25 protein-coding genes are annotated in these 21,363 nt (G+C 69.5%); 17 read left to right on the forward strand and 8 right to left on the reverse strand.

The window, feature by feature from the left end; translation table 11 throughout:
- Positions 1–1,734, reverse strand: a 1,734-nt coding sequence (gene ybaL / locus OZ671_RS12055; protein ID WP_268860978.1) for a YbaL family putative K(+) efflux transporter, incomplete at its 3' end; no start/stop codon positions are given.
- 110 nt (positions 1,735–1,844) lie between these two features.
- On the opposite strand from ybaL, the gene OZ671_RS12060 reads away from it, so the two are divergent.
- Complete coding sequence (locus OZ671_RS12060) at positions 1,845–2,084, forward strand: transcriptional regulator (RefSeq protein ID WP_328286356.1); 240 nt, start codon at positions 1,845–1,847, stop codon at positions 2,082–2,084.
- Between the two features lie 177 nt (positions 2,085–2,261).
- The gene (locus OZ671_RS12065; protein ID WP_268860980.1) at positions 2,262–3,614 is read left to right on the forward strand and encodes an Nramp family divalent metal transporter; all 1,353 of its coding nucleotides are present in this window, start codon (positions 2,262–2,264) and stop codon (positions 3,612–3,614) included.
- 21 nt (positions 3,615–3,635) lie between these two features.
- Here OZ671_RS12065 and OZ671_RS12070 read toward each other — a convergent pair whose 3' ends face one another.
- A complete protein-coding gene (locus OZ671_RS12070; RefSeq protein WP_268860981.1) occupies positions 3,636–4,868 on the reverse strand; it encodes an MFS transporter in 1,233 nt (410 codons plus the stop codon).
- Between the two features lie 104 nt (positions 4,869–4,972).
- Here OZ671_RS12070 and OZ671_RS12075 point away from each other — a divergent pair, with 104 nt between their 5' ends.
- Positions 4,973–5,872 carry a LysR family transcriptional regulator gene (locus tag OZ671_RS12075; RefSeq protein WP_268860982.1) on the forward strand — a complete coding sequence of 300 codons (900 nt, stop codon included), beginning with the start codon at positions 4,973–4,975 and terminating at the stop codon, positions 5,870–5,872.
- A gap of 23 nt (positions 5,873–5,895) precedes the next feature.
- Here OZ671_RS12075 and OZ671_RS12080 read toward each other — a convergent pair whose 3' ends face one another.
- Together OZ671_RS12080 and OZ671_RS12085 are read right to left on the reverse strand one after the other, a co-directional pair.
- Positions 5,896–6,333 (reverse strand): lysozyme inhibitor LprI family protein, encoded by a 438-nt coding sequence (locus tag OZ671_RS12080; RefSeq protein WP_268860983.1) that lies wholly within the window; start codon positions 6,331–6,333, stop codon positions 5,896–5,898.
- Positions 6,334–6,424: 91 nt separating this feature from the next.
- Positions 6,425–6,844, reverse strand: coding sequence for a lysozyme inhibitor LprI family protein (locus OZ671_RS12085; protein ID WP_268860984.1), 420 nt, complete (start codon positions 6,842–6,844; stop codon positions 6,425–6,427).
- Between the two features lie 102 nt (positions 6,845–6,946).
- Here OZ671_RS12085 and OZ671_RS12090 point away from each other — a divergent pair, with 102 nt between their 5' ends.
- The 10 genes from OZ671_RS12090 to OZ671_RS12135 all read left to right on the forward strand — a co-directional run bounded on the left by OZ671_RS12090 (position 6,947) and on the right by OZ671_RS12135 (position 14,090).
- A complete protein-coding gene (locus OZ671_RS12090; protein WP_268860985.1) occupies positions 6,947–7,372 on the forward strand; it encodes a hypothetical protein in 426 nt (141 codons plus the stop codon).
- A 232-nt stretch (positions 7,373–7,604) separates the two neighbouring features.
- Entirely contained in the window at positions 7,605–9,149 is a 1,545-nt protein-coding gene (gene ffh / locus OZ671_RS12095) for a signal recognition particle protein (protein ID WP_268860986.1), read from the forward strand.
- A gap of 7 nt (positions 9,150–9,156) precedes the next feature.
- Positions 9,157–9,477, forward strand: coding sequence for a chorismate mutase (locus OZ671_RS12100; protein ID WP_038302754.1), 321 nt, complete (start codon positions 9,157–9,159; stop codon positions 9,475–9,477).
- Between the two features lie 21 nt (positions 9,478–9,498).
- Positions 9,499–9,852 carry a 30S ribosomal protein S16 gene (gene rpsP / locus OZ671_RS12105; RefSeq protein WP_268860987.1) on the forward strand — a complete coding sequence of 118 codons (354 nt, stop codon included), beginning with the start codon at positions 9,499–9,501 and terminating at the stop codon, positions 9,850–9,852.
- A gap of 331 nt (positions 9,853–10,183) precedes the next feature.
- Complete coding sequence (gene rimM, locus OZ671_RS12110) at positions 10,184–10,708, forward strand: ribosome maturation factor RimM (protein ID WP_268860988.1); 525 nt, start codon at positions 10,184–10,186, stop codon at positions 10,706–10,708.
- On the forward strand, positions 10,705–11,370 hold the full coding sequence (locus tag OZ671_RS12115) for an HAD family hydrolase (RefSeq protein WP_268860989.1): 666 nt from the start codon (positions 10,705–10,707) through the stop codon (positions 11,368–11,370). Before rimM ends, OZ671_RS12115 begins: the two co-directional genes overlap by 4 nt.
- On the forward strand, positions 11,367–12,065 hold the full coding sequence (gene trmD, locus OZ671_RS12120; RefSeq protein ID WP_268861087.1) for a tRNA (guanosine(37)-N1)-methyltransferase TrmD: 699 nt from the start codon (positions 11,367–11,369) through the stop codon (positions 12,063–12,065). The genes OZ671_RS12115 and trmD overlap by 4 nt, the downstream gene beginning before the upstream one ends.
- Positions 12,066–12,218: 153 nt before the next feature.
- Positions 12,219–12,611, forward strand: coding sequence for a 50S ribosomal protein L19 (gene rplS, locus OZ671_RS12125; RefSeq protein ID WP_268860990.1), 393 nt, complete (start codon positions 12,219–12,221; stop codon positions 12,609–12,611).
- Between the two features lie 142 nt (positions 12,612–12,753).
- Positions 12,754–13,071, forward strand: coding sequence for a hypothetical protein (locus tag OZ671_RS12130; protein ID WP_268860991.1), 318 nt, complete (start codon positions 12,754–12,756; stop codon positions 13,069–13,071).
- Positions 13,072–13,454: 383 nt separating this feature from the next.
- Positions 13,455–14,090 carry a DUF1062 domain-containing protein gene (locus tag OZ671_RS12135; RefSeq protein ID WP_268860992.1) on the forward strand — a complete coding sequence of 212 codons (636 nt, stop codon included), beginning with the start codon at positions 13,455–13,457 and terminating at the stop codon, positions 14,088–14,090.
- A 252-nt stretch (positions 14,091–14,342) separates the two neighbouring features.
- Here the strand turns inward: OZ671_RS12135 and OZ671_RS12140 are convergent, their stop codons facing one another.
- Positions 14,343–15,329 carry a Bug family tripartite tricarboxylate transporter substrate binding protein gene (locus OZ671_RS12140; RefSeq protein ID WP_268860993.1) on the reverse strand — a complete coding sequence of 329 codons (987 nt, stop codon included), beginning with the start codon at positions 15,327–15,329 and terminating at the stop codon, positions 14,343–14,345.
- 81 nt (positions 15,330–15,410) lie between these two features.
- Positions 15,411–16,121: a hypothetical protein gene (locus OZ671_RS12145; protein ID WP_268860994.1), complete on the reverse strand. Its 711-nt coding sequence runs from the start codon at positions 16,119–16,121 to the stop codon at positions 15,411–15,413.
- A 170-nt stretch (positions 16,122–16,291) separates the two neighbouring features.
- On the opposite strand from OZ671_RS12145, the gene uvrB reads away from it, so the two are divergent.
- Positions 16,292–18,982, forward strand: coding sequence for an excinuclease ABC subunit UvrB (gene uvrB / locus OZ671_RS12150; protein WP_268861088.1), 2,691 nt, complete (start codon positions 16,292–16,294; stop codon positions 18,980–18,982).
- 4 nt (positions 18,983–18,986) lie between these two features.
- Positions 18,987–19,430, forward strand: a complete 444-nt coding sequence (locus OZ671_RS12155; RefSeq protein ID WP_268860995.1) for a hypothetical protein — start codon at positions 18,987–18,989, stop codon at positions 19,428–19,430.
- Here OZ671_RS12155 and OZ671_RS12160 read toward each other — a convergent pair.
- Positions 19,418–19,924 (reverse strand): hypothetical protein, encoded by a 507-nt coding sequence (locus OZ671_RS12160; protein ID WP_268860996.1) that lies wholly within the window; start codon positions 19,922–19,924, stop codon positions 19,418–19,420. The genes OZ671_RS12155 and OZ671_RS12160 overlap by 13 nt on opposite strands.
- 283 nt (positions 19,925–20,207) lie before the next feature.
- Between OZ671_RS12160 and OZ671_RS12165 the strand changes: the two genes are divergently transcribed.
- A complete protein-coding gene (locus OZ671_RS12165; RefSeq protein ID WP_268861089.1) occupies positions 20,208–20,411 on the forward strand; it encodes a PadR family transcriptional regulator in 204 nt (67 codons plus the stop codon).
- A gap of 129 nt (positions 20,412–20,540) precedes the next feature.
- Complete coding sequence (locus tag OZ671_RS12170; protein ID WP_268860997.1) at positions 20,541–20,771, forward strand: DUF1048 domain-containing protein; 231 nt, start codon at positions 20,541–20,543, stop codon at positions 20,769–20,771.
- A gap of 124 nt (positions 20,772–20,895) precedes the next feature.
- Here the strand turns inward: OZ671_RS12170 and OZ671_RS12175 are convergent, their stop codons facing one another.
- Positions 20,896–21,240, reverse strand: coding sequence for a ComEA family DNA-binding protein (locus OZ671_RS12175; protein WP_038302774.1), 345 nt, complete (start codon positions 21,238–21,240; stop codon positions 20,896–20,898).
- Between the last annotated feature and the right edge of the window lie 123 nt (positions 21,241–21,363).

The raw sequence follows: 21,363 nt of genomic DNA on the forward strand, positions 1-21,363 counted from the left end.
ATCGGCGGCATGGTCGAGAATGCCCTTGGCGATCTCCCGCTCGCCCATGATCACCACATCCGCGCCGAGCCCCGAGAGATGCTCGACCTCGGCGTCGGAATGGGCGCGGGCGATGATGGTGATGGTCGGATTGCAGGCCTTGCTCTTGTCGATGATCTGGCCGGCCTCGAAGGCATTGGGAATGGCGAGGATCAGGCGCCGCGCGCCGGCGACATTGGCGGCCTTCAGGATGTCGTCGCGGGCGGCATTGCCGCAGATCGCCTCGACCGCCTCCGCTTTCAGCCGCGCCACCGGCGTGTCGGCATCCTCGATCACCAGGAAGGGCTGGCCCTTGTCCTTCAGGCCGACGCCGACGAGGCTGCCGACCCGGCCATAGCCGACCAGCACGGTATGGCCGGAAAGCGTGGTCACCTCGGGCGCGTCGTCATCGTCGGCCACCGCGGCCGGCGCTGGCTCGGGCGCCGCGGGCGTTGTGGCTTCGGCCGCCAGGGCCGGCTCGGGGGCGGGCGCGGCCCTGCGTTCGGCGAGCTTCTTCAGCCAGCCGACGGCGGCGAAGGCGACCGGGTTGAGCAGGATCGACAGGATCGCGCCGGCCAGGATCAGATCGCGGCCGCGCTCCGGCAGGAGCTGCAGCTTGACGCCGAGCTCGGCGAGAATGAACGAGAACTCGCCGATCTGCGCGAGGCTCGCCGAGATCAGCAGCGCGGTCCCCAGGGGATAGCCGAAGGCGCGCACGATCAGGAAGGCGGCGAGTGACTTGCCGATGACGATGATGAACACCGTCGCCAGCACCGCGCCGGCATCGTTCAGGAGGTTCATCGGCGAGACCAGCATGCCCACCGAGACGAAGAACAGCACCGAGAAGGCATCACGCAGCGGCAGCGATTCCTCGGCCGCCCGGTGGCTGAGCTGCGACTCGCTCATGATCATGCCGGCGAAGAAGGCGCCGAGCGCAAAGGAGACGCCGAACAGGTTGGCCGCGCCGAAGGCGACGCCGAGCGCGATCGACAGCACCGCGAGGCGGAACAGCTCGCGCGAGCCGGTATGGGCGACATAGTGGAGCAGCCAGGGAATGATCCGGCGGCCGACCACCAGCATGAGGCCGACGAACACTGCGACCTTGACGACGGTGAGCCCGACCATGCCGCCGACGCCGAGCCCCAGCGCGGCGGCGATCGGGTCGGCGCCGGCGGACTGGCTGGTGCCGCCGATGAGGCCCGACACCGCCGGCAGCAGCACCAGCGCCAGCACCATGGCGAGGTCCTCGACGATGAGCCAGCCGACGGCGATCCGCCCGCGTTCGGTCTCGATCAGGCGGCGCTCCTGCATGGCCCGCAGCAGCACGACGGTGCTGGCGACCGACAGGGCGAGGCCGAAGACGAGGCCGGCGCCGAAATTCCAGCCGAGCAGCCAGGCGAGGCCCGCGCCCATGGCAGTGGCGGCGGCGATCTGCACCACCGCGCCCGGCAGCGCTATGGCCCTGACCGACAGGAGGTCCTTCAGAGAAAAATGCAGGCCGACGCCGAACATGAGCAGGATGACGCCCATTTCGGCGAGTTCGGTCGCCAGCTTCTGGTCGGCGACGAAGCCCGGCGTATGCGGGCCGGTGAGGACGCCGGCGAGGAGATAGCCGACCAGCGGCGGCACCCGGAAACGCTGCGCGATCGCGCCGAAAAGGAAGGCGAGACCCAAACCCGCGACGATGGTGGCGATCAAAGGCGTGTCGTGCGGCATGGGCGGGCGGCGGCCTTTTCAGGGTCTGGAGAGCGGCGAGCTTGAATGATTTCAACCAATATGGTTGAAATGACGAACCATGCAAGGCCAATACGCTTCACGGTCTCATGATGTTGTTGCCTGAACAATGCCGGGCTGCGCGCGCCCTGCTCGACTGGTCACAGGACCGGCTGGCGCAGGCGGCGGAGGTCTCGCGCAGCACGGTGCGCGGCTTCGAAGGCGGGCACCACGAGCTGCATGCGACCAGCGAGGCCCAGATCGTCGCCGCCCTGGAGGCGGCCGGCATCTGCCTCCTGCCCGATGACGCCGATGGTCCCGGCGTGCGCCTGAAGCGGCCAAAACCGTCCTGAATCCGCGACAAGCGGCCCGAAAGCGCTGCGGCGACGCGCCGCGGCGCGCGGCGAGAGCCGGATCTGCGTCTCGCGCACGTCCCTCTTGTTGCAAATGACTTGCAAAAGCTTCGACAGTAACCCACCATGCGGCTGAACGAGACACCGCTCGAAAGCTCAGCCGCCTTGGATGATCGCATGACCGTTGCCCCCACGAGCGCCCCGGAACCCGCCGCCGGGGGCTGGCGCCGCGCGCGCGGCGAAGCGTCGCTGGTCGAGGCGTTCCGCTCCGTCCGTGTGCCGACCGCCGGCACGCCCTGGCGGAAGTTCCTCGCCTTTCTCGGCCCCGGCTATCTGGTCGCGGTCGGTTATATGGACCCGGGCAACTGGGCGACCTCGCTCGCCGGCGGCTCGAAGTTCGGCTACGCGCTGCTGTTCATCGCCCTGCTGTCGAACATCATGGCGATCATCCTGCAGTCGCTCTGCGCAAGGCTTGCCATCGGCACCGGCCGGGACCTCGCCCAGGCCTGCCGGGACGCCTATCCGCGCTGGGCGGCCTGGCCGCTCTGGCTGTTCGCCGAGGTCGCCGTCATCGCCACCGATCTCGCCGAGGTGATCGGCACCGCGATCGGGCTCAATCTCCTGTTCGGCATCCCGCTCGAGATCGGCGTGGTGATCACCGCCCTCGACGTGTTCCTGATCCTGTGGCTGCAGACCAAGGGCTTCCGCTGGATCGAGGCCTTCATCATCACGCTGATCGGCGTCATCGCCATGTGCTTCCTGATCCAGATCGTCATGGCCGATCCGGACTGGGGCCAGGTGATCAAGGGGTTTGCGCCGACCACCCAGATCGTCACCAATCCGGACATGCTCTATCTCGCGCTCGGCATCATCGGCGCGACGGTCATGCCGCATAACCTCTATCTGCACTCCTCGATCGTGCAGACCCGCGCCTATGGCGAAGGCCTCGCCGAAAAGCGCGAGGCGCTGAAATACGCGACCCTCGATTCCACCTTCGCGCTGATGTTCGCGCTGACCATCAACGCGTCGCTCCTGATCCTCGCGGCCGCCGCCTTCCACAAGTCCGGCAATACCGGCGTCGAGGAGCTGCAGCAGGCCCATTCGCTGCTGACGCCGCTGCTCGGCTCGGCGATCGCGCCGACCCTGTTCGGCATCGCGCTGCTGTGCTGCGGCCTCAATTCCACGGTCACCGCCACCATGGCCGGCCAGATCATCATGGAAGGCTTCATCGACATCCGTGTCGCGGCCTGGGCGCGCCGCCTCGTGACCCGGCTCATCGCCATCGTGCCGGCGATCGTCGTCACCATCCTCTATGGCGAGGGGCAGACCGCCAAGCTGCTGATCCTCAGTCAGGTGGTCCTGTCGCTGCAACTGCCCTTCGCCATCGTGCCGCTGGTGCACCTGACCGCCTCGCGCCGGCGCATGGGCGATCTGGTCGCGCCAGCCTGGCTGGTTGCCGTCTCCGTGGTGATCGCGGCGACCCTGATCGCCCTCAACGTCAAGGTCATCGTCGATTTCCTGACCGGCTGACCTGCTCCGGGGCCGCCGGGCTCATGCCCGCGGCGCCACGGCATCGACGACCAGCGCGGCGAAGCCGAAAGCCGCCCCGAGGAGCGTGATCAGCAGCCAGCCGCCGAGGCTCCAGGCCAGGCCCGCAAGGCCTGCACCGAGCGCGCCGCCGAGGAAGAACAGGCCGACGAACAGCCCGTTGAGGCGCCCGCGCGCCGCTTCGTCCAGCATGTTGACCGCGCGGCGGCCGAGCGTCTGGTCACCGGTCACGCCGATATCGAGCAGCACGGCGGCGAGCCCCATCGCGACGAGCATCGGCATGGGGCCGGCCGCTCCGGCCTTTCCGGCGCAGGCGGCCAGGCCAAAGCCGGCAATGATCAGGAGATGCGAGACGATGGTGGTGGCGCGGGTCAGGCCCCGGTCGCCGAGCCGGCCGACCATCGGCGCGGCCGCCGCGCCGGCCGCGCCGACGAGGGCGAAGACGGCGATGCCGCGCTGGCCGAGATGGAACGGCGCGGCGGCGAGCCGGAATGCGACCGCGGTCCAGAACAGGCTGAAAGCGGCCATGGACAGCGCTGCCGTCAGCGCACGCCAGCGCAGCACCGGCTCGCGGGCGAGCAACTTGCCGAGCGAGGCGATGAGCTCGCCATAGCGCGCGCTGTCGGCCGGCTGGCGCGGTGGCAGGCGCAGCGCCAGCACCGGCCAGAGCAGTGCCATGGCAAGGCCGGTCAGCCCGTGGAAGGCTCGCCAGCCGAGCGTGTCGGCGACGAGGCTCGCGAGCGGCCGCGCCAGGAGGATGCCCAGCATCAGGCCGCTCATGACGTCGCCGACGACCTGGCCGCGCCGCTCGGGCGGCGCCATGGCGGCCGCGAGCGGCACCAGGACCTGAATCATCGAGCAGGCCGCGCCGACGAGAACGAGCGCCAGGATGAGCAGGCTGGCGCCCGGGGCGAGACCGGCGAGGCCGGCAAACACGACGCAAGCCGCCAGCATGCGCAGGACGAGACGCCGGTTCTCGACGAGATCGGCCAGCGGCACCAGCAGGAACAGGCCGCCGGCATAACCGATGAGGGTCGCCATGGCGACGAGCCCGGCGGCCGCTTCGCCGAGGCCGAGATCCGCGGCGATCAGGCCGACCAGCGTCTGCGGCGCGAAGACATTGGTGACGATGACCGCCACGGCGCAGGCAAACAGCAGCGTCAGGGCCGCGCTCAGCGCGGGCATGGCCTGCGGCGGGCCGGCAAGACCGGCGGCCGGAGATCGGGCGGGGGGCATGGAAAGGCTCCGGATGATGGATTTGCATATCGTCCGAAGACTTTATTGGCCGCCCGCAATATGATACAATTCAATTCATTCTATATTCAATATGCGGATCTCGCATGAACACACACGACCTCGAAGCCTTTCTCGCCGTGGTCGAAACCGGCTCCATCGTCGGCGCCTCGGCTCGCCTGAACCTGACGCAGCCGGGCGTGACGCGCCGGGTGCAGAATCTCGAAGACCTGCTCGGCACCAGGCTGCTGGACCGGCAGTCGAAGCCGCTGAAGCCGACGGCCGCCGGGCGGGAGGCCTATGAGCAGGGCCGGCGCGTGCTGCGCGCGCTCGAGGACCTGAAGTCCGGGCTTTCGGCGGATGCGCCGGTAGGTGGCGAGTTCCGCCTCGGCATCATGCCCTATCTCTCGGATGCGGCCCTGGCCGCCCCGCTGGACCGGCTGCGCGCGGTCTTCCCCGCCCTGACGCTGCGCATCACCTCCGGCTGGTCGCCACGCCTGACCGAACAGGTCGTGCGCAACGAACTGGATGCCGCCGCCCTTTGCCTGGCCGAAGGCATCGACCCTCCGGCCGAGCTCGTCGCCGACGATCTCGGGCTGCAACCGGTCCTGCTCGTCGCCGCGCCGGAGCTTGGCGTGCCGAAGCGGGCCGACCTCACCGCGCTCTCGCGCTTCGCATGGGTGATGAACGAGAATGGCTGCGGTTTCCGGGCCTATCTGCGCCATACTTTCGAGGCGGCCCGCCTGCCCTTTCAGGTCGGCGTCGAGGCGCTCAGCGCGGATCTGCGGATGTCGCTGGTCGCGCGCGGCCACGGCATCGGCGTGGTCACCCCGGCCGCCCTGGCCGGCAGCCCCTGGCGCGACCGGATCGAGGTGCTCGACAGGGTCGCGTTCCAGCCGAAAGTGCGCTCATGGCTGCTGCACCGGCCACCGGCAGGGCGGCTGGCACGGCCGATCGCGCTGTTCCGCGAAACGCTGGTCGCCTCGCTCGGCGAGTTCGTCTCCTGACGACCGCGCCGCCATGATCCGCCTCAAGGGGCCCTGGTCTGCTTGAGGTAATCGATGCGCGCATAGGTGACGTCGGCCAGGCAGTTGATGGCCCTGAGGCGGGCCGTGCGGGCGTCCGCGCCGCGGGCGAGATCCTGCTCCCAGGCGCAGGTCGCGTCGCGATAGGCGAGCCAGGCCCGCTGCGCCCGCAGCAGCAATTCGCGGTTGCCGCCGTCGCCGCCCAGCCTGCGATAGCGCTCGTTGAGCTCCTCGTCGGCGTTGCGGAACCGCTGCGTGACGCAGTCGTCGTGCTCCGCGCGCACCTCGCTGTCGCACAGGGTCGGCGTCGGATCCGACAGAATGCGTTCGGCAAGGCCCCGGTCCTGGGCGACCGCGGGCTTCGGCGCCGCGACGGCCGAGACGCCACCGGCAAGCAGCGCAGCCATCACGACGGACCGCGCAAGGGACGGATGAGGCGTCATGGCATCTCCAGATATCGCGTCGGACATGACGACCGCTCTATGGCGCCGCGCGCCTGAAGGCCATTGCATCGGCTTGGCGCGGATGGGCTCCTCAAGGTCCGGTCGCCTGCCGCAGATAGGCGGCGCGCGCCTCGGTGACATTGGCAAGGCACGCAATGGCATTCAGCAGGGCCTCGCTGCCGTCGCGCCTGAGGTCCTGCTCCCAGGCGCAGGTGGCGTCGCGATAGGCAAGCCAGGTGCGCTGGGCGCTCAGAAGGATCTCGCGGTTGCGCGGATCGCCGCCAATGTCGCGATAGACCCGGTTGAGCTCGGCATCGGCGGCGCGGAACCGCTGCACCGCGCATTGTTCGAGGTCGCTGCGCACCGGGCTGTCGCAGTCGGCCGCCTTGGTTGCCGCCGGCCGGGACAGGATGCGGTCGGCAAGCCCCTTGTCCTGGGCCGCGGCCGGCGGCGCTCCGGCACCGAGCACGAGCAGGCAGGCGAGGGCGGCGAGGCGAAAACGGCGGGGCATGGCGGCTCCTGTTGCTGAATCGGCGGCAAGCTAGCCCGGATTCGTGACGCCGACTACGATGCTGCGACCTGCGATTCGCCGGGCGATCCAAGCTCTCCTTCCATGCTGCTCCGCCGCCTTCCCGTCGCCCCCTTCGCCGCGCTGCCGCTGGCGCTTCTTCTGTCCTTGGCCCCGCCTGCCGCCCGCGCCGGCGATCACGCGCCCTACAGCCTGGATATGCTGACCGCCGAGCAGAAGGCGCTGCTGCTCCAGCGGGTCGATCGCTACGCCCTGGTCGAAAGTTTCCTTGCCGCCTGCGGCCGCCCTCCGGAGCTCGAGCGCCGGGTCCGCGCCATCGTCCGCGGCTGCGTCGAGCGGCGCGCCATCGAGCTCGTCGCCAGCCACTTTCGCCGGTCGCTGGCCGCCCGCGCCGCGGCCCGCTGGAATTGCGAGAGCGAAGATACCCGCCGGCGCATCCGCCTTTCCGAGGAGGCGCTGAAACAGGCTCTCGCCGATCTCAAGCGGGCCTGCCACGCGCCCGAAAGCTGAGGCAAGGGGGCGGAAGGGCACCGTCTGATCCGGCTTTTCCTTGACTCCGCGGCGCTTTGCCTCTATCCGCGCCACACTCTCGTTCATCCGAGACCTGCCTTCGCCGACCGGGACCGCGATCCCGGAGGTTACCGCCCGACAGCGCTGAGCGCCCTCGGGCGTGTTTGGCGTTGCGGTCGACGGCGGGCGTGACCATTTCCGGGCCATCCCGGTCATGAATTCTGGAGCGATCATGTTCGAAGGCCTGTCGACGCGACTGTCCGGCATCCTCGATCGCCTCAAGGGGCGCGGCGCGCTAAGCGAAGCCGATGTCCAGGAGGCGATGCGCGAGGTGCGCCGCGCGCTGCTCGAAGCCGACGTGGCCCTGGAGGTCGTCCGCTCCTTTACCGACAAGGTCCGCGACCGCGCCGTCGGCGCCGAGGTGCTCAAGTCGGTCACGCCCGGCCAGATGGTCGTCAAGATCGTGCACGACACCCTGGTCGACACGCTCGGCACCGAAGGCGTCGCGATCGACCTCGTCGCCGTGCCGCCGGTGCCGATCATGATGGTCGGCCTGCAGGGCTCGGGCAAGACCACCACCACCGCCAAGATCGCCAAGCGCCTCAGCGAAAAGCAGAAGAAGAAGGTGCTGATGGCCTCGCTCGATACGCGCAGGCCCGCAGCCATGGAGCAGCTCGCCACGCTCGGCAAGCAGATCGGCGTCGACACCCTGCCGATCGTCGCCGGCCAGTCGCCGGTGCAGATCGCCCGCCGCGCGATCGAGGCGGCGAGGCTCGGTGGCTTCGACGTCGTCATGCTCGACACGGCCGGCCGCACCCATGTCGACGAGACCATGATGATCGAGGTGGCCGAGGTCGAGCGCACGGCCAGGCCGCACGAGACGCTGCTGGTGGTCGACAGCCTCACCGGCCAGGACGCGGTCAATGTCGCGCGCTCGTTCACCGGCCGCGTCAACGTCACCGGCGTCGTGCTGACCCGTGTCGACGGCGACGGCCGCGGCGGCGCCGCGCTGTCGATGCGTGCGGTCACCGGCAAGCCGATCAAGCTGCTCGGCACCGGCGAAAAGATGGACGGGCTCGAGGATTTCCATCCCTCGCGCGTCGCCAACCGCATTCTCGGCATGGGCGACATCGTCTCGCTGGTCGAGAAGGCCGCCGAGAGCATCGACGCCGAAAAGGGCATGGCCATTGCCCGCAAGATGCAGCAGGGCAGGTTCGATCTCGACGATCTCGGCTCCCAGCTCGAGCAGATGCTCAAGATCGGCGGCATGCAGGGCCTGATGGGCATGCTGCCCGGCATGAAGCAGGCGAAGGCGCAGCTCGCCGGCGCCAATATGGACGACAAGATGATCCGCCGGCAGCGCGCGATCATCCAGGCCATGACCCCCTGGGAGCGGCGCAACGCCAAGGAGATCGACGGCAAGCGCCGCCGCCGCATCGCCCGCGGCTCGGGCACCTCGCCGGAAGAGGTCAACAAGCTCCTGAAGATGCATCGCACCATGGCCGACATGATGAAGTCGATGGGCGGCGCCCAGGGCAAGCGCGGCCCGCTTGCCGGACTTGCCAACATGTTCGGCCTCGGCGGGGGCGGCGGCATGCCGCAGCCAAGCCCCGAAATGCTCGCCGAAATGGCCAAGAAGATGCCGGGCGGCATGCCCGGCGGCCTTCCCGACAAGATGCCGGGCCTGCCGCCCGGCGCCCTGCCCCCCGGTTTCCCCGGTCTCGGCGGCGGCAAGCTGCCCGGCCTGCCCGGTTTTCCCTTCGGCAAGAAGAAGTGACCGCGAGATGACTGTGTCCAACCCTGGTCCCGGGGCCGCGCTTCCGGCCGAGCTTCTGTCGCTGCGCCAGAGCATCGACAATATCGACGCCGCGCTCATCCATCTGCTCGCCGAGCGCTTCAAGTGCACGCAGGCCGTCGGCGCGCTGAAGGCCGCCCACAAGCTGCCGCCCGCCGATCCCGCCCGCGAGGCGCGTCAGGTCAAGCGCCTGCGCGAGCTCGCCGAGCAGGCGCGGCTCGATCCCGATTTCGCGGAGAAATTCCTGAACTTCGTCATCAAGGAAGTCATCAGGCACCACGAATCCATGCAACCCCAAGACAAAGCCTGACATCACCTTCAAGGAGCTGACATGTCCCTCAAGATCCGCCTCGCCCGCCGCGGCACCAAGAAGCGCCCGTTCTACCAGATCGTCGTCGCCGACTCGCGCTCGCCGCGCGACGGCCGCTTCATCGAGAAGCTCGGCACCTACAATCCGATCCTCGACAAGGACAAGAAGCGCTACGAGATCGACCTCGAGGCCGCCAAGGCCTGGATCGCCAAGGGCGCCGTCCCGACCGACCGCGTCGCCCGCTTCCTCGACGCCGAGGGCGTGCTGAAGCGCGAAGCCCGCAACAACCCGGAAAAGGCGAAGCCCGGCAAGAAGGCCGAGGAGCGCGCCGCCGCCCGTGCCGCCAAGGCCGGCGAAGCCGCCGCCGAGGCCTGAGACCGGCCGGGGCCGCGTCCCTGAGGATGCGGCCTGCCGAACACATGCGCCCGGACCTTTCCGGTCCGGGCAGGCCAGCGCGAGCCCTGCACAGAGCGCTGCCGTCCTTCGAGGCTCGCCTTCGGCTCGCACCTCAGGATGAGGATGGCGGTGTTTTGCATGGCGCGGGCTCACGCGTCCCGGTTCGTGTCTATCGACGCCCCCGATGCCATGCTCCCCGTTCCTCATCCTGAGGTGCGAGCGCAGCGAGCCTCGAAGGACGGCAACGTTCGATGCAGGGCAAGAATAGCCCGCAGCCCGGCTCCCAAAGACATCCGAAGGGATAGGCCTCATGCCCTCCGATCTCGTCCTTGTCGGCAAGTTCGGTGCCGCCCACGGCATCAGGGGCGAGGTGCGCCTGAAGTCCTACACCCAGGATCCCCTCGCCATCGTCGACTACTCGCCGCTGGTGACCCGAGACGGCCGCTCCTTCACCATCGAGGCCGCGCGCCCTGCGGGCGAAGTGCTGGTGGCGCGGGTCAGGGAGCTCAAGGACCGCAATGCCGCCGAGGCGGTGACCAATCTCGATCTCCTGGCGCCGCGCGAACGCATTGCCGGCCCCCTGGACGAGGACGAGTTCCTGCACTCCGACCTGATCGGCCTTGCCGCCGTCACCGTTGCCGGCGAGGAGATCGGCACGGTGACCGCGGTCTTCGACTTCGGCGCCGGCGACGTCCTGGACATCGCCCGCCGCGGCCGCAAGGCGGTGATGATCCCCTTCACCAAGGCGGTCGTGCCGGAGATCGACATTGCCGGCGGGCGGCTGGTGGTCGATCCGCCCGAGGGCCTGCTCGACGACGAGGAGCCGCCGCGATGAGCGCCGCCGTCCGCGCCCTGATCTTCGACATGGACGGCACCATCGTCGACAATATGCGCTTCCACGACGATGCCTGGGAGGCTTTCCACCGGCGCCACGGCCTCGCCTTCGACCGCGCCCGCCATTTCACCGAGACCGCCGGCCGCACCGCGGACGAGATCTTCTCCGGCCTGTTTCCCGGCGCCACGGCCGACGAGCGCCTCGCCTATGCCAGAGAGAAGGAAGAGCTCTACCGCGCGGCCTACCGGCCGCATGCGCGCCCGCTCGGCGGGCTTCTCGCCCTGCTCGACGCGGCCGACCGGATCGGCCTGCCGGCGGCGGTCGCCACCGCCGCCCCGCCCGAGAACATTGCGGTCGTGCTCGATACGCTCGACCTGCGCCGGCGGTTCAAGGCCATCGCCTCGCCGGCACTCGGCCTGCGTGGCAAGCCGCATCCCGACATCTTCCTGAAGAGCGCGGAGCTGATCGGCGTCGCGCCCGAGGCCTGCCTGGTCTTCGAGGACGCCCCGCTCGGCGTCGAGGCGGCGCGCCGCGCCGGCATGCGCGCCGTCGCCGTCACCACCATGCTGGCGGCCGAGGCTTTCGCCGACTTTCCCAACCGCATCGCGACGATCGCCGATTTCTCCGGCTTCGATCTCGCCGGCCTGACGGAACCGGCCTGATGTTCCGCGCGAGCGTCCTCACCCTCTATCCGGACATGTTCCCCGGGCCGCTCGGCACCAGCCTTGCCGGCCGAGCCCTGGGCGAGGCCTGGTCGCTGGACACCGTATTCATCCGCGATTTCGCCACCGGCCGCCATCGCACCGCCGACGACACGCCCGCCGGCGGCGGGCCGGGCATGGTGATGAAGGCCGACGTGCTCGCCCGCGCCATCGATGCCGCCTCGCCCGAGGGCGATCCCCGCCCGCGCCTCCTGATGTCGCCGCGCGGCGAGCCGCTGACGCAAGCCTATGTGCGCGAGCTCAGCGCCGGGCCGGGCGCGGTCATCCTCTGCGGCCGCTTCGAGGGCGTCGACGAACGCATCATCGCGGCACGTAACCTGAAAGAGGTTTCGATCGGCGACTATGTGCTGTCGGGCGGCGAGATGGCCGCCCTGGTGCTGCTCGACGCCGTCGTGCGCCTGCTGCCGGGGGTGATGGGGCACGACCAGTCTGGCACCGAGGAGAGCTTCGAGACGGGCCTGCTCGAATATCCGCACTACACCCGGCCGCAGGTCTTCGAGGGCATGGAGATTCCCGCCGTCCTGGTCTCCGGCGACCATGCCCGGATCGCCCGATGGCGGCGCGCCGAGGCCGAGCGGATCACCCGTGAACGGCGGCCCGACCTGTGGGACAGGCTGTCCGGCAAAAAGGCGTGACAAGCGCCGGCTTTTCGCGTATCGAGCCGCCTTCCGATCGGGCCAGCGGGTTTTCCGCGCTCCTCGGACCAGGCCGGGCGCCAGCGCCTATCCTTTGGAACCAAGACCAACAACATGCCGCGCCGCTTTCGGCCGGCCACAAGGACGAGACCCATGAATCTGATCCAGACCCTCGAGGCCGAAGAGGCCGCCCGCGTTCTCGGCGAGAAGTCCATCCCCACCTTCGCTCCCGGCGACACCGTGATCGTCAACGTCAAGGTCCGCGAAGGCGAGCGTACCCGCGTCCAGGCCTATGAGGGCGTCTGCATCGCCCGCTCCGGCGGCGGCCTGATGGAGAGCTTCACCGTCCGCAAGATTTCCTATGGCGAGGGCGTCGAGCGCGTCTTCCCGATCTATTCGCCCTCGATCGACTCGATCAAGGTCGTGCGCCGCGGCAAGGTCCGTCGCGCGAAGCTCTATTACCTGCGCGATCGCCGCGGCAAGTCGGCCCGTATCGCCGAGCGCACCGAGCGCGCCGCCCCGACCGAGGCGAAACCGGCACGCTGAACCAGCGGCGTCAGCATCCGAACTGTTGCTGCGGGGCCCTCGGGGCCCCGTTTGCTTTTCGGCGCCCGCCATCTCCCCGCAATGGAAGGCGGGCAATATCCGGTCGTCGCCGGCGGGATCATCGGGCGATCGGAGAACGGACGTGAACACCGACCCGGCGCATCTGGCCGCGACCTACCCCTTCCTGACGCATCTGGGGCCGGCCGAACGGCTCGCGGTGTTCAACCGGGCGCGCAGCTCGCTTCTCGGCGCTCTCATCGCCTGCGCCGTCGTCCTCGCCTTGCCCCTCGCCCTGCTCGCCCTGGGGCTGATCATCGGCCCGCTCGACAGGACGCTGATCGTCGCCGTCATCGTCGCGCTGCTGCTCGGCCTCAAATCCATTCTCCAGCACTGGATCTGGCCGTTCGTGATGAAGCGCGATCTGGCGAAGAGCGGGCGGCTGCCTCACGCGCAGGCGTGATACGGGGCCGCGCCGCCCACCATAACGTTGCACAGGAGCCGCAGCATGCCGGCCTTTCGCCCGGCGGCGCGTCAGGAAGCTTCGCTCCCGGCCGATCATTTGCTATCGGAGCGGCTGAAGAGCTTGGCCCGCCGAGGTAGACTTTGCCTAAGTAAGCACCGGTCTCAGTCCAGTTTCACCCCTCGCGCGGGCTGGCGGCATGCCGTCCGCGCGCGCTTTTGTCCGTCGGGTGGCTGCAAGAGACCGGTCTGGCATTGTCACACTGTGCCACGCGCAGCTTTGCTGCCGCTGCTCTTCAGCTCCCCCGATATCGCCATTCCGCGCCCGCCAGGGCTGTCTCCTGCACCATCGCGATGGACTTCCGAACGGAAGGCCACGCCGATATGTGCCATGCACGCGAGGTCCGATGGACCGTCATTCCCCGAACCGCGCCCCGGCCCTGGATCGCCTGCGGCGGCTGCGGATCCGCCACGCCCTTCCAGTCCAGCGGCAAGATCAGGCTCAACGCCAATGGCCGCCGGCTCGACGCCTGGCTCATCTATAAATGCCTCGCCTGCGACAGGACCTGGAACCGGCCGATCTTCGAGCGGCGCGGCATCCGCGACATCGACCCCGCCGTGCTCGCGGCGCTGCAGTCCAACGATCCGGACTGGATCCGCGCGGAAACGTTCAATCTCGACGCCCTCAGGCGCAGGTCGGCCCGCATCGAGGAGTTCCCTGACGTCGTGGTCACCAAGGACCCGCCGCAGGAAGCGCCCGGCTGGACGCGGCTGACGATCGAGCTGGTCGTCCCTCTGCCGGTCAGCACGCGGCTCGACCGGCTGCTCGCATCCGAGCTGAAAATCTCGCGGGCGCGGCTCAAGGCTCTGCACGACGCCGGAGCGCTGACGACCAGTTGCGGGCGGGCGGGGGCTCTCAGGCGGCGCATCGGGACCGGCACGCGGGTGACGATCGATCTGGCCGGCGAGACCGGCCGGGAGCGATCCTGGCGGCCGCTGGCGACGGGCGATGGGCCGTAGGCGAGGCCTGCCTCTTGCGGCCCCGGTTCCCGTCCCGACACCGCCGGGCCTTCACGGTCCGGCGGTTTTCGGTGCGGCTCGGCGCGCCAAGACCGATGCATGCGTCAAGAAGCTCAGCCGCGGCGCGAGGCTCGCTGCGCTCCCTCCACCGCGGGGGAGTCGGGATCCGCCCTGTCGCGTCACGAAGGAGGCCGACCTCCATGTCGAGATCATCGGCCCTGATCTGACGCCAGGTTCGGCAAGACCGGCCCCTTACTCGATGCGGGCGCCGGATGCGCGCACGATCTCGGCCCAGACCTTCAGGTCGCCCTCCAGCTTCGCCGCCAGTTCCTGGGGCGTCGAGGTGACGATGTCGGCGCCCTGCTGCGCGAACTTGTCCTTCATGTCGGGTTTGGCCAGGGCGGCATGGGTCGCCGCGACGAGCCGGTCGACGATCGGCTGCGGCGTGCCGGCCACCGCATAGAGCGCGATCCACAGTTCGGCGTCGAAGCCGGGCACCGTGTCGGCGATCGGCGGCACGTCAGGGATATTGGCATTGCGCCTGATCGTGGAGACGCCGAGCGCGCGCACGGTGCCCGCCTGGATCTGGCTGATCACCGCCGGCAGATTGGAAAAGGTGATCGGCACATGGCCGGCGATGACGTCGCTGAGCGCCGGTGCGATGCCGCGATAGGGAATGTGCTTGAGGTCGATGCCGGCGCGCGACTTCAGCATCTCGCCGACGAGATGGTTGAGGGTGCCGTTGCCGGCCGAGGCATACTGGTATTCTCCGGGCTTGTCCTTGGCCATGCGGATGAGATCGGCGACGGTGCGGGCCGGAAAGGCCGGGTTGACCACCAGCACGTTCGGCACCGTGCCGAGCATGGAGACCGGCGCGAAATCCTTCACCGGGTCGAAGCCGGTGCGCGCATAGAGCGCCGGATTGATCGCCTGGCTCGCCGAGATGGTGACGAGCAGCGTATAGCCGTCGGGCGCCGACCGGGCAGCGGCCTGCGAGCCGAGATTGCCGCCGGCGCCCGCTCGGTTCTCGACGACGAAGCGCTGGCCCAGGACCTCGGCGAGCTTTTCCGCGACGATCCGGCCGATGATGTCGTTCGCCCCGCCCGCCGCCTGCGGCACGATGACGGTCACCGGTCGGTTCGGATAATCGGCCTGAGCCAGAACCCGCGTCGACAGCGCCGGCGCGGCGACAACCGAAGAAAGAAGGCCGAGCGTGGCGCGGCGGGACAAGGCGGGCATGGCAGGCTCCGGACTGCGAAGGAAGAAGGCAGCCGGAAAATGGCACGGCGCCGGCCCCTCGCGGAAGCGGTTTTGCGCGCCTCAGTCCGCGGCCCGCGCGGCCTGCCCTGCAGTGCGGCCGGCCATCAGCCAATAGGCGAGCCCACCACAAAGGCCGGGCAGGACGAAGAGGAGGGCGAGGCCTGCGGGGGAAACCGGCCCGCGCGGCGGCGGCGCGCCAGCGGCGAATTGCAGCCCGAAGACGGCGGAGGCGGCCAGGATGGCGGACAGCGCCCCGGCGGCCCCGTAGAAAACCGGCGAGCGCATGCCGTGCCGCTCGGCATAGGCGATGACCGCAGCAGCCGGCGCCAGGGCGAAAAGGCCGATGACGAGGCCGGCCAGCTTGACCCCGAGATAGAGCGATCCGAGCGCCGCCAGCGGATCGCTCGCGCCCGATGCCGCGGTGCGGGCGGGACCGAGAGCGGCATAGACCATGAGCATGACGAGAGCCGCGGCGAGGCAGGCACCGGCATAGCCGGCCGTGACGACCAGAGCCCGGTCGAGGCGCCTGCCGCGATAGACGGCGGCAACGAGCGCCGCGAGCAGGACCGCCAGCACGGCCAGAGCCGTGAGATTGGCGAGCGCCAGGCCATGCTGCGCGTCGCCGACGGCGATCGTATAGCCGCCTTGCGCATGCGGCGCGAGGAACAGGCCGAGCATGCGGACGGCGAGATAGTCGGTCAGCGCCAGCGCTGCCAGCGCCCCGGCCGCGACGGTCGCCAGCCGGGCGGCCGCAGTATTCATCCGGGACATGTCCACCCCCTGTCCTTGGTGCCACGCCGCCACGATGACCGAGATGCGCCGCGGCGCCGTGCGCGGGCGCACAGGCCACCGCCATGCTGCTGCCACGCCCTGGCAACAGCATGGCGGTGGCGCGCCCGGCGGCTCTTCCGTTCCGTCCGGCCGCAGCCCATATTGCGGCCATGTCGAAAAAGCCGAAGCAGCCCGTCGCTGAAGTTCCGCGGTCGCCAGCCGATGGCGCATCGAAGGCGTCCGGAGCCAAGGCGGCGAAGCCGAAGACACCACGCTCCAAGGCCTCGAAGCCGGAGCTGATCCCGCTCGGCCCGGCGCTGGCCGACCTGCTCAATCCCGCCATCAACCGGGGCACCGCCGGCGTCGGCTCGACCACCGGCCAGACCCAGCAGGGCGGCTTCGGCGAGGCGCCGCAGGCCGGCTTCGACGCCCAGGCGAGCCTTGCCGACAAGGCGCTGGCGCATCGGCTCGGCATCGGCGTCGAGCAGGCCCGGGCGATGAACATCGCGCCGCTCGACGTCGAGGCCGAGATTGGCGCCTCCGGCGTCACCGCCACGGTGAAGGCGCTGGAGCGGCTGATCCAGGAGGGCCGGCCGGAGGTCAACGGCCAGGTCTGGACGCCGCACAAACCGGCGCGGCCGGAAAAATGGGAAGGCGGGAAGGCCTTCGAGCTCGTCTCGGACTTCAAGCCGGCCGGCGACCAGCCGACCGCCATCGCCGAGCTGGTCGAAGGCCTGTCACGGCAGGAGCGCGACCAGGTGCTGCTCGGCGTCACCGGCTCGGGCAAGACCTTCACCGCCGCCCAGATCATCGCGACGACCCAGCGCCCGGCCATCGTGCTGGCACCGAACAAGACGCTGGCGGCCCAGCTCTACGGCGAGTTCAAGGCGTTCTTCCCGAACAATGCGGTGGAGTATTTCGTCTCCTACTACGACTACTACCAGCCCGAGGCCTATGTGCCGCGCTCGGACACCTATATCGAGAAGGAATCCTCGATCAACGAGCAGATCGACCGGATGCGCCACTCGGCGACCCGCGCCCTGCTCGAGCGCGACGACGTGATCATCGTCGCCTCGGTCTCCTGCATCTACGGTATCGGTTCGGTCGAGACCTATACGGCCATGACCTTCGGCGTGAAGGTCGGCGAGAAGCTCGACCAGCGCCAGCTCATCGCCGATCTCATCGCGCTGCAGTACAAGCGCACCCAGGTCGACTTCTCGCGCGGCACCTTCCGGGTGCGCGGCGACACGATCGAACTGTTCCCGGCCCACCTCGAGGACCGCGCCTGGCGCATCGGCCTGTTCGGCGACGAGGTCGAGGCGATCCACGAATTCGACCCGTTGACCGGCCAGAAGACCGCCGACCTCTCCTTCGTCAAGGTCTATGCCAATTCCCACTATGTGACGCCGCGCCCGACCCTGGTCCAGGCGATCTCGGGCATCAAGGAGGAGCTGCGCTGGCGGCTCGAGGAGCTCAACAGGGCCGGACGGCTGCTGGAAGCGCAGCGGCTCGAGCAGCGCACGCTGTTCGACCTCGAAATGATGGAGGCCACCGGCTCCTGCGCCGGCATCGAGAACTATTCGCGCTGGCTCACCGGCCGCCGGCCCGGCGAGCCGCCGCCGACCCTGTTCGAATATGTGCCCGACAATGCCCTGGTCTTCGTCGACGAAAGCCACGTCACCGTGCCGCAGATCGGCGCCATGTATCGCGGCGACTTCAGGCGCAAGGCGACGCTGGCCGAATACGGCTTCCGTCTGCCCTCCTGCATGGACAACCGGCCGCTGCGCTTCGAGGAATGGGAGGCCATGCGGCCGCAGACCATCCATGTCTCGGCGACGCCTGGCGCCTGGGAGCTGGAACAGACCGGCGGCGTCTTCGCCGAGCAGGTGATCCGCCCGACCGGCCTGATCGACCCGGTCTGCATCGTCCGCCCGGCGCGCACCCAGGTCGACGACCTGATCGGCGAGGTCAAGGCGACCGCCGCCGCCGGCTACCGGTCGCTGGTCACCGTGCTGACCAAGCGCATGGCCGAGGATCTCACCGAATATCTGCACGAGCAGGGCGTCAGGGTGCGCTACATGCACTCCGACATCGACACGATCGAGCGCATCGAGATCCTGCGCGACCTCAGGCTCGGCGCCTTCGACGTGCTGGTCGGCATCAACCTGCTGCGCGAAGGCCTCGACATTCCCGAATGCGCCCTCGTCGCCATCCTCGATGCCGACAAGGAAGGGTTCCTGCGCTCGGAAACCTCGCTGATCCAGACCATCGGCCGCGCTGCGCGCAATGTCGACGGCCGCGTGCTGCTCTATGCCGACCAGATGACCGGCTCGCTGGAGCGCGCCATGGCGGAAACCAATCGCCGGCGCGAGAAGCAGATGGCCTGGAATGAGGCCAACGGCATCACGCCGCAGAGCGTCAAGAAGGCGATCGCCCAGATCCTGGAGTCGGTCTACGAGAAGGATCACGTCACCGTCGATACCGGCCTCGCCAAGTCGGGCGCGGCGGTCGGCCACAATCTGGCGGCGGTCACGGCCGATCTCGAGAAGCGCATGCGCGAGGCAGCGGCCGACCTGCGCTTCGAGGAGGCCGCGCGCCTGCGCGACGAGCTGAAGCGGCTGCGCGAGACCGAGCTCGCCGTGCTCGACGACCCCATGGCGCGCCAGGAGGCCGTCGAGGACCGGGCCGGCAGCTATCGCGGCGACCGCAAGTACGGCCGGGCCGCCAACCTGCCGCCGTCGCGCGCGGCCAAGCCTGATCTCGACACGATGGGACCGGGCACCGACCGCGAACTGCCGGCGGGGGCGGAGAGCTATCGCAAGGCCGGCGGCGGCAAGGGCGGCCGCCGGTGGAAGCGGTAGGCTGTTGCCAAGCGTCGCGCGGCCAGGTGACGGCCGCCGGGCGCCTGCCGCCTCCGGAGAGCGGGCGCGGCAGGTCCTGCGTCCGACAATAGGACGCGGTCTGTCCGTCGGGATCGCGAAAATCGGCGAACCGCCTGCCCGGCGCGGGCGAGACCGGCGTGACGATCTGGACGCCGGCGGCGGCGAGCCTTTCGACCAGCGTATCGCTGCCGCCGGCCGCGAGGCCGAAGGCCACATCGGCCGTGTTGCCCGGCTTCGGCCCGCCTGCGAAGGCCATCCGTTCGACACCCTCGGCCAGCACCCGCCGCTCCAACCGCAACCCGGCATGCCACGATGGAAGCGCTGGGTGCGCGCGAGAGCGGCGACGGTGCAGATGATGGTGACGGCATTGATGGCGATGGGCATGAGACCTCTCCTTGCAGGTGATTGGCCCGGTCAGTTGCCGTGACCTCCGGGACGGTGACTGTCCGTGCGGAAAAATGGCAGGCCGTCCGGATCGCGGATCGCGAAGGCACGCGACCGCGCCGGCCGCAGGCCCACCTTGAGCGCCCGGCGCGTGTGGCCGTCCAGGGGCACGGCCGGCATCGACAGAGGCGGGTCGCGATCGCCGGCAAAGCGCTGCCACGCACGCTTCTGGCCGCCAGGCGCAGGCCCGGCGCTGCCTCGCCAGGGATGGCCGATCTCCCGCCGGCCCATGCCAGAATCGATCAGCCGCGAGACGACGCGACGCGAGCGCGGCGGGCTCGTCGGGAATGCCGCCGGAAAACGCGGAGGCTCATCCGGACCGGGCACCGCGAGGGCGAGAGGCGCCCGTTCGCGCCGCCGGCGCCGCCCACTGGCGCGCGCGACGAAACGCGCATGCTTGCGCAGGGCTCTGGCCGCCCAGGGCAGAAAGGCCGGATCGGCGCAATCGCGCTTTGCGGCGAGCGCGAAGACCAGCACATCCCGCCGCGATCTTCCCCTCATGTGCAACCGGGCTGACGCGCCGCGCGATCCTGCGCAAAGCCAGCCGCGGCTTGCGGAACCATTGACATCGCCACTACTAAGCGATAAAGAGTACTGGTACTTAATAACGCAGAGTAGATGAGAGCGCGCCGCGTGGGCAAGCAGATGACGGAAATGCTCAAGGGCACGCTGGAGGGCATCGTCCTCGCGATCCTCGCCGGACGATCGGCCTACCGGCTACGAGATCACCGCCTGGCTGAGGGAGCGGGGTTTTTCCGACATTGCCGAAGGCACTGTCTACGCCCTGCTGGTCAGGATCGAGCAGCGCGGCCTCGTCGATGTCGAGAAGGTGCCGTCCGACAAGGGGCCGCCGCGCAAGGTCTATTCGCTCAACGCCCGGGGCCGCGACGATCTCGCGGAATTCTGGCGGACCTGGAGCTTCCTCTCCGAACGTCTCGCACAGCTTCACGAAGGAGACAGGTGATGTCGATCTCAGCCTTCGCCGCGAAGGTCATCGGCGACAAACGGCGCTGGCGCGCCTACAAGGCGCGAGTCCGCCAGCCAGCTTCCCGCGAACTATCGTGAGGCCGTCGAGGCCTTCGAACGATATCTGATGTATTTCGGCTCGGATGATGCGGACAGCGCCGCTTCGCTGTTCGAAGATCTCGCCGACCTGTTCGAGCAAAGCGCCGCCAGCGGCACGCCGATCCGTGCGATCGTCGGAGCGGACCCGGTCGAGTTCATCGAGGCGCTGCGGCAGAATTACCCGCAGGGCAACTGGATCCGGCGCGAACGCGAACGGCTGGCCGCCGCCATCGACCGCGCGGCCGCCAGCCCGGCCTGACCGGCCAGCGGCGGCTGCGACGATGATGGCCCAAGCACGGACGCTACCGCGACGAGGCCCGGCGAGACGGCGCCCGCCGCATGCGGGAAAGCACCGCCTCGCCGCGTTTCAGGTTGCCGTGGCCTCAGCTCTGGCGGGCGATGATCTTGTCCTTGATCCCGTCGTAGACGCTCTGCGGGATGATGTTGCGCCGCGGCAGGTCGTCCTTGCCGCGATAGGGACGGCCACGGATGATCGCGTCGGCGCGCGCCTCGCCGATGCCGGTCAGCGTCATCAGCTCGGCCCGGGTGGCGGAATTGATGTCGATCAGCGCCGCCTGCGGCGTCGCAGCAGGACGCGCCGGTGCCGGGCTGGTGGCCGCCGGTGGCGCGGCCGGTCGCGCCGGGGTCGCCGGCTGGGTTGCCTGCGCGAAGGCTCCGCCGGCCATGGCCGCGGCCAGAGCGCCGGCGAGGATGAGTGACTTGAGCATGATCGTCTCCCTTGATGGACCGGTCTCGGCCCGTTCGAATCGGCCGACCGGCGCGTGCGCCCATCAGTGCAACCGAGCACCATCGGGCTCGCGGCTCAATCCGGGGTGTTCCTGGCCCGGATT

The organism is Phreatobacter sp. AB_2022a, assembly GCF_026847585.1.
Taxonomy (GTDB): Bacteria; Pseudomonadota; Alphaproteobacteria; order Rhizobiales; family Phreatobacteraceae; genus Phreatobacter.